The 18912-nt window shown below is 71.4% G+C and carries 11 protein-coding genes; all 11 read left to right on the top strand.

Translation table 11 applies throughout. The annotated features are described in order from the left end of the window. The first annotated feature begins 57 nt into the window (after positions 1-57). The 11 genes from bldG to AB0I69_RS05310 all read left to right on the top strand — a co-directional run bounded on the left by bldG (position 58) and on the right by AB0I69_RS05310 (position 18836). Positions 58-399, top strand: coding sequence for an anti-sigma factor antagonist BldG (bldG, locus tag AB0I69_RS05360; RefSeq protein ID WP_003975386.1), 342 nt, complete (start codon positions 58-60; stop codon positions 397-399). Positions 400-517: 118 nt separating this feature from the next. Next, positions 518-955: an ATP-binding protein gene (locus AB0I69_RS05355; RefSeq protein ID WP_363094228.1), complete on the top strand. Its 438-nt coding sequence runs from the start codon at positions 518-520 to the stop codon at positions 953-955. A gap of 287 nt (positions 956-1242) precedes the next feature. Beyond that, on the top strand, positions 1243-3648 hold the full coding sequence (locus AB0I69_RS05350; protein WP_363094227.1) for a sodium-translocating pyrophosphatase: 2406 nt from the start codon (positions 1243-1245) through the stop codon (positions 3646-3648). Between the two features lie 218 nt (positions 3649-3866). Further along, entirely contained in the window at positions 3867-4463 is a 597-nt protein-coding gene (locus AB0I69_RS05345; protein ID WP_363094225.1) for a small secreted protein, read from the top strand. Between the two features lie 95 nt (positions 4464-4558). After that, entirely contained in the window at positions 4559-6079 is a 1521-nt protein-coding gene (locus AB0I69_RS05340; protein WP_363094224.1) for a class I SAM-dependent methyltransferase, read from the top strand. Positions 6080-6386: 307 nt separating this feature from the next. Next, positions 6387-8849 (top strand): protein kinase, encoded by a 2463-nt coding sequence (locus tag AB0I69_RS05335; RefSeq protein ID WP_363094223.1) that lies wholly within the window; start codon positions 6387-6389, stop codon positions 8847-8849. A 96-nt stretch (positions 8850-8945) separates the two neighbouring features. Continuing rightward, positions 8946-9143 (top strand): hypothetical protein, encoded by a 198-nt coding sequence (locus tag AB0I69_RS05330; protein WP_363094222.1) that lies wholly within the window; start codon positions 8946-8948, stop codon positions 9141-9143. A 409-nt stretch (positions 9144-9552) separates the two neighbouring features. Next, positions 9553-12363, top strand: coding sequence for a type I DNA topoisomerase (topA, locus tag AB0I69_RS05325; protein WP_363094220.1), 2811 nt, complete (start codon positions 9553-9555; stop codon positions 12361-12363). 122 nt (positions 12364-12485) lie between these two features. Next, a complete protein-coding gene (tmk, locus tag AB0I69_RS05320; RefSeq protein WP_363094219.1) occupies positions 12486-15803 on the top strand; it encodes a dTMP kinase in 3318 nt (1105 codons plus the stop codon). Between the two features lie 79 nt (positions 15804-15882). Continuing rightward, entirely contained in the window at positions 15883-17088 is a 1206-nt protein-coding gene (locus AB0I69_RS05315; protein WP_363094218.1) for a DNA polymerase III subunit delta', read from the top strand. A gap of 131 nt (positions 17089-17219) precedes the next feature. Then, the gene (locus tag AB0I69_RS05310) at positions 17220-18836 is read left to right on the top strand and encodes an alpha/beta hydrolase (protein WP_363094217.1); all 1617 of its coding nucleotides are present in this window, start codon (positions 17220-17222) and stop codon (positions 18834-18836) included. Positions 18837-18912: the final 76 nt, after the last annotated feature.

Genomic DNA, 18912 nt, shown 5'->3' with positions numbered 1-18912 from the left:
GGCTCTGCCGAGGTGTCCCATGGGATGACCGCTCGATAGCAAGGTGCTGGAGGATCCGTGGACCTGTCCCTGTCGACCCGTACCGTCGGCGATCGTACGGTCGTCGAGGTCGGTGGAGAAATCGACGTATATACCGCGCCCAAGTTGCGCGAACAGCTGGTCGAGTTGGTGAACGACGGGAGTTTCCACCTCGTCGTGGACATGGAGGGGGTCGACTTCCTCGACTCCACCGGGCTCGGCGTGCTGGTCGGCGGCCTGAAGCGGGTGCGTGCCCACGAGGGCTCGCTGCGCCTGGTCTGCAACCAGGAGCGCATTCTGAAGATCTTCCGTATCACCGGCCTCACCAAGGTGTTCCCGATTCACACCTCGGTCGAGGAAGCGGTGGCGGCCACCGACTGACCGACCGTTCCGGGAGCGGCGTGTGACCGCTCCCCGATCGGCCGTATAGACGACCGGTGGACCGGGCTTTCGGCAGCCCGGCCCTCCGACAGCACGCCCGTAGTCCCGAGGGGGATGCATGGCCACCGTTGAACTCCGCTTCAGCGCGCTGCCCGAGCACGTCAGGACCGCCCGACTGGTGGCGGCAGCGGTGGCGCGCAGGGCCGGAGTGGACGAGGCCGTACTCGACGAGGTGAGACTCGCCGTGGGTGAGGCCTGTACCCGCGCCGTCGGGCTGCACCAGAGCAGCGGGATCACCGCCCCGGTGAAGGTGCTGCTGATCGAGGAGGAGAAGCAGTTCTCCATCGAGGTCGGCGACGAGGCACCGCGCTCGGCTCCCGGCGACAAGGCGCCCGGGTCCCTGGGCGACGATCCGGACGTCGACACCGAGGAGGACGAGATGGGCCTCGCGGTCATCAGCGGGCTCGTCGACGATGTCGAGGTCACCGCCGGGGAGCACGGCGGATCGATCCGTATGACCTGGCCGACCACGCCGTCGGCCGCGATGCTCTCCTGAAAACCGCCGCACACCACAGCCGAAGGGCCCTGCTGAGCAGGGCCCTTCGGCATTTCCGGAAGAGTTCCGTGATCGCGTACCGGCGACGTACCGGCGGCGCGAAAGAATTCGTGAATCAATTCACGATCAATGTCTGATCGATGCCCCGATAATTTGATCAAGCGCCAATGCTTTTAAGGCATTACTATGCGAAGGCCAATTCCGTTTGCCGCGCACTGTTTTGATCAGGTTCCGGTACCTACAATCCGTCCACATCTTGAGCTCAGCACAGGCGTCAAGGAGGACGAATGGCGGGGCTTTCTACCCCTCAGCAGTTTGGCCACCCCACAACCATCGCAGCCGCAGTCCTGACCCACGACAACCGCATCCTCGTGATGGTGATCGGCGTCGTGGCCCTGGCAGCGCTAGTGGTCGCAGGCATCCTGGTCCGCCAGGTGCTCGCGGCAGGCGAGGGCACGGACAGCATGAAGAAGATCGCGGCAGCGGTCCAGGAAGGCGCAAACGCCTATCTGGGACGGCAGTTGCGCACGGTCGGCGTATTCGCCGTGATCGTTTTCTTCCTGCTTCTGCTGCTGCCCGCGGACGACTGGAATCAGCGCGCCGGACGATCGATCTTCTTCCTGATCGGCGCGGTGTTCTCGGCGACCACCGGCTATATCGGCATGTGGCTCGCCGTACGCAGTAATGTCCGTGTCGCCGCGGCGGCCCGGGAAGCGACCCCGGCGGAGGGTGAGCCCGAAAAGGATCTCACCGCCGTCTCGCACAAAGCCATGAAGATCGCTTTCCGCACGGGCGGCGTCGTCGGCATGTTCACGGTGGGGCTCGGTCTGCTCGGCGCCTCCTGCGTGGTGCTGGTGTACGCGGCCGACGCGCCGAAGGTGCTGGAGGGATTCGGCCTCGGTGCCGCCCTCATCGCCATGTTCATGCGGGTCGGCGGCGGCATCTTCACCAAGGCCGCCGACGTCGGCGCCGACCTGGTCGGCAAGGTCGAGAAGGGCATCCCGGAGGACGACCCGCGCAACGCCGCGACCATCGCCGACAACGTGGGCGACAACGTCGGCGACTGCGCGGGCATGGCGGCCGACCTCTTCGAGTCGTACGCCGTGACGCTGGTCGCCGCGCTGATCCTCGGCAAGGCGGCGTTCGGCGACTCCGGGCTCGCCTTCCCGCTGCTCGTGCCGGCGATCGGTGTGATCACCGCCATGATCGGGATCTTCGCGGTGGCGCCGCGCCGGTCCGACCGCAGCGGCATGTCCGCGATCAACCGGGGTTTCTTCATCTCCGCGGCGATCTCGCTCGTGCTGGTGGCGATCGCGGTCTTCGTCTATCTGCCGTCGTCGTACGCCGACCTCGACGGCGTCACCGACGCGGCGATCAAGGTCAAGGACGGCGACCCGCGGATCCTCGCGCTCGTCGCCGTGGCCATCGGCATCGTGCTCGCCGCACTCATCCAGCAGCTGACCGGCTACTTCACGGAGACGAACCGCCGTCCCGTGATGGACATCGGCAAGACCTCGCTCACCGGCCCGGCCACCGTCATCCTCGCGGGCATCTCCCTCGGCCTCGAATCGGCCGTCTACACCGCCCTGTTGATCGGTCTGGCCGTCTACGGGGCGTTCCTGCTCGGCGGTGCGTCGATCATGCTGGCGCTGTTCGCCGTGGCGCTGGCCGGTACCGGTCTGCTCACCACGGTCGGTGTGATCGTCGCCATGGACACCTTCGGGCCGGTCTCCGACAACGCGCAGGGCATCGCCGAGATGTCCGGCGACGTCGAGGGCGCGGGCGCGCAGGTGCTCACCAACCTGGACGCGGTGGGCAACACCACCAAGGCCATCACGAAGGGCATCGCCATCGCCACCGCCGTCCTGGCGGCGTCGGCGCTCTTCGGGTCGTACCGGGACGCGATCCTCACCGCCGCCAACGACGTCGGCGAGAAGGTCTCGGGACCGGGCGCGCCACTCAATCTGATGATGGACATCTCCCAGCCCAACAACCTGGTGGGCCTCATCGTCGGTGCCGCGGTCGTCTTCCTCTTCTCGGGGCTGGCGATCAACGCGGTGTCCCGGTCCGCCGGGGCCGTGGTCTACGAGGTGCGGCGGCAGTTCCGCGAGCACCCCGGGATCATGGACTACACCGAGACACCGGAGTACGGCCGCGTCGTCGACATCTGCACCAAGGACGCGCTGCGGGAGCTGGCCACGCCCGGTCTGCTCGCGGTGCTCACGCCGATCGCGGTCGGGTTCACGCTCGGCGTCGGCGCGCTCGGCTCGTTCCTCGCGGGCGCGATCGGCACCGGCACGCTGATGGCGGTCTTCCTCGCGAACTCGGGCGGTGCCTGGGACAACGCGAAGAAACTCGTCGAGGACGGCAACCACGGCGGCAAGGGCAGTGAGGCCCATGCCGCCACGGTGATCGGCGACACGGTCGGCGACCCGTTCAAGGACACCGCGGGACCGGCGATCAACCCGCTGCTGAAGGTGATGAACCTCGTCGCACTGCTCATCGCGCCCGCGGTCATCAAGTTCAGCTACGGCGACGACAAGAACATCGGGGTGCGCATCACGATCTCGGTGCTCGCGTTCCTCGTGATCGTCGTCGCGGTGTACATCTCCAAGCGGCGCGGGATCGTCGTGGGGGACGAGGGCGACGCCGAACGCATGACCAAGTCGGCGGATCCCGCGGTGGTTTCGTAGGCGGTCTTACGAGGCCCGGTTCAGAGGGCCTTGCGAGGTCCAGCTCAAAGGGCGGGCGGGCGGCGCGCGTTGGGGCGCCGCCCGCCCGTTCTGCGCGTGTTCACGCCCTTGCCGTGAGCCTTCTCTCGCTTGGTGCAAATGGCTTCAAAAGGTCTCCTATCGGACCTTAGGCCCGGGGGCGTCGCCCGTTCGGCGTGTATGTTCCGGGGCCGAGAGCCATGGAAGGGACCAATCCGGTGAACAAGAAGCTCGCGGCCGCACTGTCCGGCGGTGCGGTACTGGTACTGGCGCTGTCGGGATGCAGCAGCGGCGGCGACAACAGCGACGCCAAGCTGGACTCCTGGGCCAAGCAGGTCTGCGTCGCCGTGCAGCCGCAGGCGAAGAAGATCGCCGCCGCCAACACGGCGATCCAGAAGGAGACCTCGGACAACAGCACCCCGGAAGAGGTCCAGAAGACCGACTCGCAGGCCTTCCAGGACATGTCCGACGCCTACAAGGCGATCGGGGCCGCCGTGAACAGCGCCGGGGCACCGGACGTCGACAACGGCGCGAAGAAGCAGCAGGACGCCGTCAAGGAGCTCAACGACATCTCCACGTCGTACGCCGCCCTGAAGAAGCAGGTGGACGGGCTGAACACCAAGGACCAGGCGAAGTTCGCGGACGGCCTCAAGGGCATCGCTACCTCGCTGGACAAGCTCAGCACGAGCGGGAACGACGCCCTGAAGACCCTCGAAGAGGGCGATGTCGGCAAGGCGATGACCAAGCAGGAGGCGTGCAAGTCGGCGTCCGCGTCGGCCTCGTCGTCGGCGTCCTGATTGTTTCAGTGACTGAAAGATGCCCCGGTACGCGTGCGTGCCGGGGCCTTCGCATGTGCGGGCGCGTTGTCGGTCCGAGCGGCCACAATGGGGGTGTGAGTAACTCCAGCCTGCCCACCCTGCCCGCATCCGACCGCCCGGAGGTCGCCGCCCGGCTCCGGGACGCCCTGCTCGGCGCCTCCTTCACCGCCGACGGACTGCTCGAACTGCTCGGTGCCCCCGCGTACGCGGCGCTGGCCCGCAGCGAGACCGTGCCGGCACTCCGGGCGACGAGAGGCGACACCCCGCTGGAGACGCTGGTCCGGCTGTTCCTGCTCCAGCAGCCCGTGCCGCACGCACGCGTGGCGGACGTGCTGCCCGTCACCGCGTGCGTGGAGAGCGGGTGGCTGGTGTCCGTGGGCGCCGACGAGGTCGCCGCGACCGTGGACGTACGGCCGTACGGCGGTCCCGAGGGCGAGGACTGGTTCATCGTGTCCGACCTGGGGTGTGCGGTCGGCGGGGCGGGTGGCATCGGCAGCCGGGAGGAAGGCGTCGTCCTCGGGGTGGGCGGCGCGTCCACCACGCTCGCGGGCATCACCGTACGGACGCCGGTCTCCGCCGCGCTCGACCTCGGCACCGGTTCCGGCATCCAGGCGCTGCACGCGGCCCGGCACGCCACGCGCGTGACGGCCACCGACGTCAACCCGCGCGCCCTGCACATCACCGCGCTCACCCTCGCGCTGTCCGGCGCACCGGCCGCCGACCTCCGCGAGGGCTCGCTGTTCGAGCCGGTCCGGGACGACGAGACGTACGACCTGATCGTGTCGAACCCGCCCTTCGTGATCTCGCCGGGTGCCCGGCTGACCTACCGCGACGGCGGGATGGGCGGGGACGATCTGTGCCGGTCGCTCGTTCAGCAGGCGGGAGAGCGGCTGCGCGAGGGCGGATTCGCGCAGTTCCTCGCCAACTGGCAGCACGTGGAGGGGGAGGACTGGCAGGACAGGCTGCGGTCGTGGGTGCCGCGCGGGTGCGACGCCTGGATCGTGCAGCGAGAGGTCCAGGACGTCACGCAGTACGCCGAGTTGTGGCTCAGGGACGCCGGCGACCACCGGGGTGACACGGCCGCGTACGAGGCGCTCTACGACGCGTGGCTCGACGAGTTCGAGGCGCGCAAGGTCAAGGCCGTGGGCTTCGGCTGGATCACCCTGCGCAGGACGGACTCCGACGCACCCTCGATCACCGTCGAGGAGTGGCCGCACCCGGTCGAGCAGCCGCTGGGCGACACCGTGCGCGTGCACTTCGACCGCGTCGACTACCTGCGTGCCCACGACGACGCGGCCCTGCTCGCCGCCCACTTCAGGCTCGCCCCCGAGATCATCCAGGAACAGGTCGGGCTGCCCGGCGCCGAGGACCCCGAGCACGTCGTGCTGCGCCAGCACCGCGGTATGCGCCGGGCGACGAAGGTGGACACGGTCGGCGCGGGCTTCGCCGGCGTCTGCGACGGCACCCTGAGCGCGGGCCGCATCCTCGACGCCATCGCCCAACTCGTGGGCGAGGACCCGGTCCTGCTGCGCGACCGGACACCGGCCCAGATCCGGCTGCTGGTGGAGCAGGGGTTCCTGGAGCCGACGGGGTGACCGGTGTCCGGCGGCCGACTGCCCGCTCCCGGGCGGGAGTTGGTCACGGTCGGCGCCTGCTTCTGTCGGCCGGCTGCTCGCCGTATCCGCCGACGGCCCTGTCGTACGGCGCCCCAGCCCCTCCCCGCGTCCTCGCGCCTGTCACGCCTGAGGCGTGCCCGCACCGCTGAGCCGCGTGTGTCCGCATCCGGCGAGATTGTTCTGATCGGTACGGAAAAGCCCTCTTGTCAGTGGCGGGTGCGAGGCTACTTTCAGAGACAGGTTCCACGCGTCCTCGGGGGAGGCGCGCCGTCTCGGGGGAGGCGTGATGGCCGGGGATACGCCGGAGCAGGGCCAAGGCAGGGTCGTCAACGGGCGCTACCGGCTGCTGCGCACGCTCGGCGCGGGCGGCATGGGCCGCGTATGGCTCGCGTACGACGAGGAGTTGGCCTGCGAGGTCGCCGTCAAGGAGATCTCGCTGCCGGACGTCTCCGGGGAGGCCGGCGAGCGCGGGCAGCGGATCGCGCGGGCCCGCAGCGAGGCCCGGCACGCGGCCCGGCTGCGCGGCCATCCGCATGTGGCGACCGTGCACGACGTGGTGATCCACGAGGGCCTGCCCTGGATCGTCATGGAGTACGTCCCCGACGGCGTCGACCTCCAGGCGGTGCTGCGGCGTTCGGGGCCGCTGCCCCCTGACCGGGTGGCCCGCATCGGGCTCGCCGTCCTCGACGCGCTCACCGCCGGGCACCGCATCGGCATCCTGCACCGGGATGTGAAACCGGCCAACATCCTTCTGGCACCGAACGCTTCGGGCGATCCGTACGCGCGCGTGCTGCTCACCGACTACGGCATCGCCCTCCAGCCCGAGTCGCGCGAGCCCCGGCTCACCGCCACCGCCGGCATCCTCGGCACACCCGGCTACCTCGCTCCGGAACGGGCCCGAGGCGAGCCGCCCACCCCGGCCGCCGACCTGTTCTCCCTGGGCGCCACGCTGTACGCCGCCGTCGAGGGCCGCGGCCCCTTCGACCGCCACGGCGACTACGCGACCCTCACGGCCCTGCTCGGCGAGGAGGCCACGCCCACCGTCCGCGCGGGCGAACTGGCGCCCGTACTCCAGGGGTTACTGGTCAAGGACCCGATGCTCAGGTCGGCACCGGAGACGGCGGCACACGGGCTGGAGCGGGTGGCGCGGTCGGCCGGTGCGGCGCCGGGGAACCTGTCGACGCCGGACGGGTTCGGCCAGGGGGCGGATGGCTCCGGCCGGATGCCGAGCGGTTTCGGCCCGCCGCCGGAGGGTTTCGGACCGGCACCGGTTGGTTTCGGACCGGCGCCGGGCGGCGGCCGGCCCGCGGTCGACCAGTCGTGGGGACCTGTCGCCGAGGGCGCGCCCGGCAATGTCGGGAGTGGTCCGCCTGGGCCTGTCGGGAGTGGTCCGCCTGAGCAGGTCGCGCGCCGGCCTCGGGGCCACGTCGCGGGCGGGCCGCCCGGATACGCCATGGGCGGCCCCTATGCGGGCGGCCCCTACGCCCCGCAGACCCCGGGAGGGCCCGGGGGCACCCCGCAGGGCCCGGCGCCGTACGGTGACCAGCCCGGGGCCGCTCTCGGGGGCTCCACGCCCGGTGGCCGGCCCACTCCGGGCGCCCCGCAGACTCCGGGGGCGCCGCACACCCCCGGGATCCCGCAGGTTCCCGGTGCCCCGCCGACCCCCGACACGCCCGACACCCCGTACGGCGCCGCGTGGGATCCGTATGCGAACAGCCCCACGATGTCCTACCAGGGGGCCTATCAGGGATCGGAGCTGGAGCCGTATCGGGGCGGCGCGACCACGCCGCCGTACGCGGGCGGTCAGGGGCCGACGTATCCCGGTGGCCCGGGGGCCGTCGGCGGCCGTCCGCCGGGTGGGGGCCGGCGGCGGATGCCGGTCGGGGCCGTCATCGCCCTTGTGGTGGCCGTCGCGCTGGTGGCCGTCGGTGGGGTGTGGGCGGTGACCTCGCTGACCGGCGGAAAGGACACGGCGGCGACGAAGAAGGCATCCCCGTCCGCGTCACCGTCGCCGACCGGGTCCGCGTATCCGTACGGCGAGGAGGTCGGGCTCAAGAAGGCGCTGCAGACCGGCGACTGCGTGCACGCGGTGTGGACCGGGACGGCGTTCGGGTCGCGGCCCAACCTGGGGGTCGTGAGCTGTGCACACGACGATCCGGACGGCCAGGTGATGGCGGTCGACACGGCGAGCGACTTCGCCGACGCACGCGACCACGGGGCCGAGCGGTGCGCCGGCAAGGCGAAGCGGACGGCCGACTCCCTGGCCGACGCGGCTGTCTACGCCCTCACGCCGACGGAGGCGGGGTTCGGTGCGGCCGGGGGCGGTACGGCATGTCTCGTACTCGGCCGTCATGTTCCGATCGGCGGCGAGATAGGGCGCTTCCGGAGCGCCGAGTCGAACGTGTGGACCACCGAGATGAGCATCGGCGACTGCTGGCTGTACGTCGCCCACAAGACCTACTTCACCGCGACCCTGACCGACTGTGCCGATCAGCACACCGACCAGGTGATCGGTTTCGTGACGGCCCCGAAGACGATGGCGTTCGCGGAGGCGCTGCAGCAGGGGAACAAGCTGTGCAGCAACAAGTTCGAGTCGACTTGGGCACCCGGAGCCGACCGCTCCGTCTTCGGGTATCTGTCCGACGAGAACAACTGGAAGGCCGGTTTCACGTCGGTCGTGTGCACGGTGGGGCAGGCCGACCGCTCCCGGACGACCGGGGCGATATCGTCCTCCGGCTCGGCTGCCTGAGGGCTGTCCGCCGCGAATTCACCGGGGGTTGGCCTGCCCGTCGCCCACGGGTGCCAGCCTCCCGGACCGGGGTATCCGGGTCGGGAGGGGACACACATGGAGAGCGGGCCGGCGATCTTCGCGGGGTTGGTGTTCGCCCTGTTCGGAGGCGCGCTGCTGCTGTGGACCGTGGTCAGGGTGCGGCACCGCGAACCTGTCGCCCAGGGTGTGAACCCGGTCGCATCGGCGACCCTCGCGAGCGTCGTCGCGGTCACCGCCCTGTTCCTCGGAACCTGGTGCTTCCTGCACGTCTGAGCACCGCGCGCCGCCTGGACCGCGGGCAAGAGGGAGGCCACCCTCCGGACAGGGCCGAAAATGCCGGTGGGCACTCCGGGCGGCAGGAATGGCGGTAGTCGGGTTACCGTTCGAGTGGCCGTTGCGGGCTTTTCCCGTTTGACACGGGGGCGGGATGTACCGTCACACTCCGCAGCGTCACCATGACCCGACCCCGGGACCAAGCGACCCCGGGGAGATGCAGGCACGTCCCCACGCCGCCCGGCACGCATTCTCGCCGCACCGGTCGAAGGCCCTGGTAGCTCCGCTACGAGGACCTCCCGCCGGCACCCCGAGAGCACGTACCGAACGACGCGGAGACGCACCTGTTCCTCCCCGGAGCGGCTTGCCCCGGGGGAGGCCCCAGCGTCGACCGGAGAGAAGAGCGAAGTTGTCCCCGACCAGCGAGACCGCACACGGCGGCCGCCGACTCGTCATCGTCGAGTCGCCTGCCAAGGCGAAGACAATCAAGGGCTACCTGGGCCCCGGATATGTCGTCGAGGCGAGCGTCGGGCACATCCGCGACCTTCCCAACGGCGCCGCGGAGGTGCCCGAGAAGTACACCGGTGAGGTGCGCCGCCTCGGTGTGGACGTCGACCACGACTTCGCTCCGATCTATGTGGTCAACGCCGACAAGCGGGCCCAGGTCAAGAAGCTCAAGGACCTCCTCAAGGACTCCGACGAACTCTTCCTGGCCACCGATGAGGACCGCGAGGGCGAGGCCATCGCGTGGCACCTCCTTGAGGTCCTGAAGCCCAAGGTCCCGGTCAAGCGCATGGTGTTCCACGAGATCACCAAGGACGCGATCCGCGCCGCCGTCGCCAACCCGCGCGACCTCAACCAGCCCCTGGTCGACGCCCAGGAGACCCGCCGGATCCTCGACCGCCTCTACGGCTACGAGGTCTCGCCGGTCCTGTGGAAGAAGGTCATGCCGCGCCTGTCGGCCGGCCGGGTCCAGTCCGTCGCCACCCGGCTCGTCGTCGAGCGGGAGCGCGAGCGCATCGCGTTCCGTTCCGCCGAGTACTGGGACCTGACCGGCACCTTCGGGACCGGCCGGGCCGGGGACGCGAGCGACCCGTCGACCCTCGTCGCCCGCCTCCAGGCCGTCGACGGCAAGCGCGTCGCCCAGGGCCGCGACTTCGACTCCCTGGGACAGATCAAGAGCGCGAACACTCTCCACCTCGACGAGGACAACGCCCGCGCCCTCGCCGCCGCCCTGGAGAACACCGACTTCGCCGTCCGGTCCGTCGAGTCGAAGCCGTACCGCCGCTCGCCGTACGCCCCGTTCCGTACGACGACGCTGCAGCAGGAGGCCAGCCGCAAGCTCGGCTTCGGCGCGAAGGCCACGATGCAGGTCGCGCAGAAGCTGTACGAGAACGGCTACATCACCTACATGCGTACGGACTCCACGACCCTGAGCGACACGGCGGTCAAGGCCGCCCGCGCCCAGGTGACGCAGCTGTACGGCGCCGACTACCTGCCGGCCCAGCCGCGCGTGTACGCCGGGAAGGTCAAGAACGCGCAGGAGGCGCACGAGGCGATCCGCCCCTCGGGTGATCGTTTCCGCACCCCCGCCGAAACCGGCCTGACCGGCGACCAGTTCAGGCTCTACGAGCTGATCTGGAAGCGGACCGTCGCCTCCCAGATGAAGGACGCGGTCGGCAACTCCGTCACCGTGAAGATCGCGGGCACGTCGTCCGACGGCCGGGACGCCGAGTTCAGCGCGTCCGGCAAGACGATCACCTTCCACGGCTTCCTGAAGGCCTACGTCGAGGGCGCCGACGACCCGAACGCCGAGCTGGACGACCGCGAGCGCCGGCTGCCCCAGGTCGCCGAGGGCGACGCGCTCAGCGCCGAGGAGATCACGGTCGACGGGCACGCCACCAAGCCCCCGGCCCGCTACACCGAGGCCAGCCTCGTCAAGGAGCTCGAAGAGCGCGAGATCGGCCGCCCGTCGACGTACGCGTCGATCATCGGCACCATCCTCGACCGCGGCTACGTCTTCAAGAAGGGCACGGCCCTGGTGCCGTCCTTCCTCTCCTTCGCCGTGGTCAACCTCCTGGAGAAGCACTTCGGGCGGCTCGTCGACTACAGCTTCACCGCCAAGATGGAGGACGACCTCGACCGCATCGCCAGCGGCGAGGCCCAGGCCGTGCCGTGGCTGCGGCGCTTCTACTTCGGCGAGGGCGAGGCGACGGGCGCCGCCGAGGCCGGCAACGGCGACGGCGACCACCTGGGCGGCCTCAAGGAACTCGTCACCGACCTGGGCGCCATCGACGCCCGCGAGGTGTCGTCCTTCCCGGTCGGCAACGACATCATGCTGCGCGTCGGCCGCTACGGCCCCTACGTGGAGCGCGGCGAGAAGGACTCCGAGAACCACCAGCGCGCCGACGTCCCCGAGGACCTGGCGCCGGACGAGCTCAGCGTCGAGCACGCGGAGGAACTGCTCGCCAAGCCGAGCGGCGACTTCGAGCTGGGCGCCGACCCCGAGTCCGGCCACCAGGTCATCGCCCGCGACGGCCGCTACGGCCCGTACGTCACCGAGGTGCTCCCCGAGGGCACCCCGAAGACCGGCAAGAACGCCGTCAAGCCGCGTACGGCCTCGCTGTTCAAGTCGATGACCCTCGACACGGTGACGCTCGCCGACGCCCTCAAGCTGATGTCGCTGCCGCGCGTCGTCGGCAAGGACGCCGAGGGCGTGGAGATCACCGCGCAGAACGGGCGCTACGGTCCGTACCTGAAGAAGGGCACGGACTCCCGCTCGCTGACGGCCGAGGACCAGCTCTTCACGATCACCCTCGAAGAGGCGCTGGAGATCTACTCCCAGCCCAAGCAGCGCGGCCGGGCCGCCGGCAAGCCGCCGCTGAAGGAACTGGGTACCGACCCGGTCAGCGAGAAGCCCGTCGTCGTCAAGGACGGCCGCTTCGGGCCGTACGTCACCGACGGCGAGACCAACGCGACCCTGCGCTCCGGCGACAGCGTCGAGGAGATCACCCCCGAGCGCGGCTACGAGCTGCTCGCCGAGAAGCGGGCCAAGTCGCCCGCCAAGAAGACGGCGAAGAAGGCCCCGGCGAAGAAGGCGGCGGCCAAGAAGGCGCCCGCCAAGAAGACGACGACGGCGAAGAAGACCGTGGCGAAGAAGACGTCGGCTGCCGCGGCGGCCAAGAAGACGGCCGCCTCCAAGGTGACGTCCGAGGACTGAGCCGCACGCTTCCTGCACCACAGGGTCGCGAAACGCACGCCCCGGCATCACTTTGGTGTCGGGGTGTGCGCAGGTCCGGGAGGGCGCGGCTTGTTGTCGGTGGCTGCCGATAGGCTGAAAGCATGACGCCAGCCGAGCAGCCAACGGCCCACCAGCCGGCCCCCGACGACGCCCTTGTCGCGGACTCCCGCGAGCGTGCCGTCCGCGCCCTGCTGCGCCAACCGCAGCTCAAGCGGTTGTGGAGCGCACAGTTCGTGACGAGTGTCGGTGACACTCTCGCCCTGCTGGTCCTGGTCGTGCTCGCCTTCCAGGCGGCCATCGCCCAGGGCTCGTTCGGCGGTGGTTATCGGGGTGTGGCGTTCGCGGTGGCGACCGTCTTCGGGGCGCGCATCCTGGCGACGCTGCTCTTCGGGGCGGTGCTGCTCGGCCCGCTCAGTTCGCTCACTTCCCAGGACGGCCCCCTCGACCGGCGCTGGACCATGGTCGGCGCGGACGGTCTGCGGGCCGCCCTGCTGATCGTCGCCCCGCTGTGGATCGACTGGACTCCGGACAACGCGCTGGCCGTGCTCCTGGTGACCGCCTTCGTGACCGGAGTCGCCGAGCGCTTCTGGACGGTGTGCCGCGAGAGCGCGGCGCCCGCCCTGCTGCCGGCCCCGCCGCTGGAGGGCGCCACCGTCCGGCCGCTGCCCGACCACATGGACGCCCTGCGCCGGCTGTCGCTGCGCACGAGCTTCGTGGCGATCCCCCTCGCCGCCGCGGCCCTCGTCGTAGCGGCACTGCTCAACAACCTGCTGGGCACGGGCGTCGCCTGGTTCGCCCAGCACCAGGCGGCACTCGGTTCGTACGTCGCCGCCGGGCTGTTCGCCGCGTCCCTCTCCGTCCTGACCGCCCTGGAACTGCCCGGAACCCGCACCCCGCGCGCGCGGTCGCCGCTCGAAGGGCTGCGCCGCCCCAGGACGGGCACCGGCATCGACAAGGGCCGTACGGGCGCCATCGCGCTGCTCGTGGTCGCCTGCGCGGCCGTCGCCGGGGCGATCTCCGCCGCCGTCGCCGTGTCCGTGCTGCAGGCCAAGGACCTGCACGGCGGTCCGGTGACCTTCGGGCTGCTGGTGCTCGGGCTGACCGGCGGGGTCGTGGTCGGCATCCGTACGGCGCCCGCCCTGCTGCCGACGCTGTCGCGGCGCCGCCTGCTGACCCTCGCCATCGCCTTCACCGGCATCGCGCTGCTCGCCGCGGGCCTGGTCCCGGACGTCACCACCGTGCTGCTCATCGTCGCGCTGGCCGGCATCGGCGCGGGCGTGGCCGCCAACACCGGGCACACGCTGCTCGACCAGGAGGCCGAGGACTACCGGCGGGCCCGTACGACCGAGCACCTGCACGCGGTCGTCAAGGTCGCGGTGGCGCTCGGCGCGCTGATCGCCCCCCTGGTGGCGGCGCTGATCGGCCCGCACCGCCTGGAGAACGGCAAGTTCGTGTTCGCGCACGGCGGTGCCGCGTTCACGCTGATGCTGGTCGGCGCCCTGCTGCTGCCGGTCGCCGCGCTGGTCCTCGCCAAGGTCGACGACCGCTCCGGAGTGCCGCTGCGGCACGATCTGCGGGACGCGCTGCTCGGCGGCGACGACCCCGACACCGTGCCCGCGAGCACCGGCTTCTTCATCGCCCTGGAGGGCGGCGACGGCGCCGGGAAGTCCACCCAGGCCGAGGCCCTCGCCGAGTGGATAAGGGGCAAGGGACACGAGGTCGTGCTGACCCGCGAGCCCGGGGCGACACCGGTCGGCAAGCGGCTGCGGTCGATCCTGCTCGACGTGTCGTCGGCGGGACTCTCCCACCGCGCGGAGGCCCTGCTGTACGCGGCGGACCGCGCGGAGCACGTCGACACCGTCGTACGACCCGCCCTGGAGCGCGGCGCGATCGTCGTCTCCGACCGCTACATCGACTCGTCCGTCGCCTACCAGGGCGCCGGCCGTGATCTCTCCCCGACCGAGATCGCCCGGATCAACCGGTGGGCGACCGACGGACTCGTCCCGCACATGACCGTCCTGCTGGACGTGGACCCGGAGACCGCCCGCGAGCGGTTCACCGAGGCGCCGGACCGACTGGAGTCGGAGCCCGCCGAGTTCCACGCGCGCGTGCGGTCCGGTTTCCTCACGCTGGCCGCCGCCGACCCGGGCCGCTACCTGGTGGTCGACGCCGGCCAGGAGCCCGAGTCCGTCACGACCGTGATCCGGCACCGGCTCGACACCGTACTGCCGCTCTCCGAGGCCGAGATCAAGGCCCAGGAGGAAGCGCGCAAGGCCGCCGAGGAAGAGGCCCGCCGCAAGGCCGAGGAAGAGGCCGCCCGCAAGGCCGAGGAGGAGCGCCTGGAGCGCGAGCGCCAGGAGCGGCTCGCCCAGCTGCGCGCCGAGGAGGAGGAGCGCAAGCGGCGCGAGCTGGAGGAGGCCCAGCGTCGCGAGGCCGAACGCCAGGCCGAGGAGGCCCGGCAGCGCGCCGAGGACGCACGCAGGCGTGCCGAGGAGGAGAAGGCCCGCCTCCTCGCCGAGGAAGAGGCCCGCGCCGCCGAGGAGACCCGCCGCAGGGCCGAGGCCGACCGCCTCCGCAAGCAGGCCGAGGAGGAGGCCCGGCTGCGCGCCGAGGCCGAGGAGCGGCGCCGGGAGAAGCAGCGCAAGGCCGAGGCGGCACTGCTCGCGGCCGAGGAGGCACGCCGGTTGGCGGCGGAGGCGGCTGCCGCGGCCGAGGTGGCGGCTCGACAGCCGACGGCTCCCCCTGCGGTCATGCCGGTCACGTCGTTCACGCCTGAGGCGTCGACTGTGCAGACACCTGTGGTGAAGCCGCCGAGTCGGGGTGGGCGGTCGGCGGAGGACACGGCTGTACTGCGGCCGGTCGCCTTCGACGCCGGGGACGAGACGACGGTGCTGCGGTCGGTGTCCGGAGACTCCGAGACGCACGATTCCGAGGTACACGACTCCGAGGTCACGGCCGAACTGCCGCAGCCGCCCGCTCCCGCGGGGGCCGCGGACGAGACGGCCGTACTGCCGCCGGTGTCCGCCGCCGAGGAGACGGCCGTACTGCCGCCCGTCCGGTCCGGTCCCGCCGACGAGACGGCCGTGCTGCCGCCGGTCGTCCCCGGTGCGGCGGACGAGACCGCGGTGCTGCCGCCGGTGCGCGGACAGGGCCCGTCGGACCGGGTCCCCGCGAGCTTCTTCCGGGACGAGCGCCCGGCCGGTCGGGCCGACGGCGAGGACCGTACGCGCGAGCTGCCACAGGTCGACGAGCAGGGCGCGCCCCGGCGACGACCGCGGTCCGACTGGGCCGAGGAGACCCCGCTGGACGACCTGCCCTCACTGGCCGACGAACTGCTCGGCCCGCGCGAGGACGGCGACCACGACGACGACACGGGTCGTGGGCCGGGGCGCGGTCGTGGCCGGGGGCGCAGGGGCTGACGGGGGCGGCGCCCGTTGTCAGTGGTGGCCCGCACAATGGAATCCGTAACCCGAAGCGTGACGAAAGGGCCGGTGACCCGTGAGCGTGTGGGATGACCTGGTGGGCCAGGAGAAGGTGAGCGAGCAGCTCGACGCCGCCGCCCGGGATGCCGACGCCTTCGTCACCGCGGCGACCACCGGCACGCCCCCGCCGGAGGCGTCGAAGATGACGCACGCCTGGCTGTTCACGGGGCCGCCCGGCGCGGGACGCAATCAGGCGGCGCGGGCCTTCGCCGCCGCCCTGCAGTGCGTGAGCCCCGACCGCGCCCTCGGCGGCAGCCCCGGCTGCGGCTTCTGCGACGGCTGCCATACGGCGCTGATCGGCACCCACGCCGACGTCACCACGGTGGCCGCGGTGGGCACGCAGATCCTCGCCGACGACATGCGGGACACGGTCCGCAAGTCCTTCACCTCGCCGGCGACCGGCCGCTGGCAGATCATCCTCGTCGAGGACGCCGAGCGGCTGAACGAGAAGTCGGCCAACGCCGTCCTCAAGGCCGTAGAAGAACCCGCCCCCCGCACGGTCTGGCTCCTCTGCGCCCCCTCGATCGAGGACGTCCTCCCCACGATCCGCTCCCGCTGCCGCCACCTGAACCTGACGACGCCCTCGGTGGACGCCGTCGCCGACATGCTCGTACGGCGCGAGGGCATCGAGCCGGGCGTGGCCGCGGCCGCCGCGCGCGCCACGCAGGGCCATGTGGACCGGGCCCGCCGCCTCGCCACGGACCCGGCCGCGCGCGAGCGCCGGGCCACCGTGCTGAAGCTGCCGTTGCGTGTCGACGACGTCGGCGGCTGCCTCAAGGCCGCCCAGGAGCTGGTCGACGCCGCCGCGGAGGACGCCAGGCAACTGGCCGAGGAGGTCGACGGCAAGGAGACCGAGGAGATGAAGGCGGCGATGGGCGGTGGCCAGGGCAGCCGGATGCCGCGGGGCACGGCGGGCGTGATGAAGGACCTGGAGGACAAGCAGAAGCGCCGGAGAACGCGTACGCAGCGCGACAGCCTCGACCTCGCGCTGACCGACCTCACCGCGTTCTACCGCGACGTCCTTGCCCTCCAGCTCGGCTCCCGGGTGGCGATTGCCAACGTGGACGCCGAGGACGCCCTGGAGCGGCTGGCCCGAGCCGGTTCCCCGGAGTCCACGCTGCGCCGTATCGACGCGATCGGCGCGTGCAGAGTGGCGCTCGACCGCAATGTGGCGCCGCTGTTGGCGGTGGAGGCGATGACGTTGGCCCTCAGAGCGGGCTGAACGGGCTGGACGGTCCGTTCGGGCGGCGGTGGGCCGGCTGGTTGGTCGGCCGGAGGTTGACTGCGTAACTCGTACGGGGTGGATCACGCACGCACGGCATTCAGTCGGTTGCACAAGGTTACGCTCGCTTGATGCACATCAGGCGCCCCCTCCGCAGGCCCAGCCAGGCCGGCCGGCCCCGCCGGGCCGGTCGAAACCGTCGGATCGGCGGCACGCTGCTCGCCGTCGCCGCGCTGCTCGTGTCCGCGTGTTCCCCGGGGAGTTCGACGACCGCGGCGAGTCCGGCCGCGGACGTGGCGCTGGCCGCGCTGCCGCGGTCGACGCCGTCCACCCTCGCGCGGTACTACGGGCAGAAGCTCAGCTGGCGCACCTGCGGTGTTCCCGGCTTCCAGTGCGCCACGATGAAGGCGCCGCTCGACTACACCAAGCCCACCGCGGGTGACGTCCGGCTCGCGGTCGCCCGCAAGAAGGCCACCGGCAAGGGCAAGCCGCTCGGTTCGCTGATGGTGAACCCGGGCGGGCCGGGCGGTTCGGCGGTCGGCTATCTGCAGCAGTACGCCGGGATCGGCTATCCGGCCGCGGTCCGCGCCCGCTACGACATGGTCGCGATGGACCCCCGGGGCGTCGCCCGCAGCGAGCCCGTCGAGTGCCTCGGCGGGCCGGCCATGGACAAGTTCACGCAGACCGACACCACCCCCGACGACCGGCGGGAGACCACCGAACTCGTAGACGAGTACAAGAAGTTCGCGGAAGGCTGCGGCGCGCACTCGCCCGACGTCCTGCGCCATGTCTCCACGGTCGAGGCGGCGCGGGACATGGACATCCTGCGGGCGGTGCTGGGGGACCGGAAGCTGACGTACGTGGGGGCGTCGTACGGGACGTTCCTCGGGGCGACGTACGCGGGGCTGTTCCCGGACCGGGTCGGTCGCGTGGTCCTGGACGGCGCGATGGATCCGTCGCTGCCCGCGAAGCAGATGAACCTCGGCCAGACGGCGGGCTTCGAGACGGCGTTCCAGTCCTTCGCGAAGGACTGCGTACGGCAGACGGACTGCCCGCTCGGTGGCAAGGGCACGACGCCGGCCAAGGTCGGGACTAACCTCAAGGCCTTCTTCCGCAAGCTCGACGCGCACCCCGTCCCCACCGGCGACGCGGACGGCCGCAAGCTCGGCGAGGCGCTCGCCACCACCGGCGTGATCGCGGCGATGTACGACGAGGCGGCCTGGCCGCAGCTGCGCGAGGCGCTCACGTCGGCGATGAAGGAGAACGACGGCGCGGGCCTGCTCCTCCTCTCCGACAGCTACTACGAGCGTGACGCCGACGGCCGTTACTCGAACCTGATGTTCGCCAACGCCGCCGTCAACTGCCTCGACCTCCCGCCCGCGTTCTCGACCACCGACCAGGTCGAGCAAGCCCTCCCCGCCTTCGAGAAGGCGTCCCCCGTTTTCGGCGACGGCCTGGCCTGGGCCTCCCTGAACTGCGCGTACTGGCCGGTGAAGGCGACGGGCGAACCGCACCGCATCGAGGCGAAGGGCGCCGCCCCCATCGTGGTCGTTGGCACGACCCGCGACCCGGCGACCCCGTACCCCTGGGCCCAGTCCCTCGCCCGCCAACTCTCCTCGGCCCGCCTCCTCACCTACGTCGGCGACGGCCACACCGCCTATGGCCGCGGCAGCACGTGCATCGACTCCGCGATCGACACGTATCTGCTCCGCGGGACCCCGCCGAGGGAGGGGAAGCGCTGCTCGTAGCGTCGGCGCGGCTGCGGTCGGGGGTGCTTCCGGGGGGTGTACGGAGCACCCCCGGAAACTGTGTAGACTTTCCGAC

It is taken from the genome of Streptomyces sp. NPDC050508 (assembly GCF_040655155.1).
Classification (GTDB): domain Bacteria; phylum Actinomycetota; class Actinomycetes; order Streptomycetales; family Streptomycetaceae; genus Streptomyces.
The sequence above is the reverse complement of the archived record's forward strand: the minus strand, read 5'-3'. Positions and strand labels throughout refer to the sequence as shown.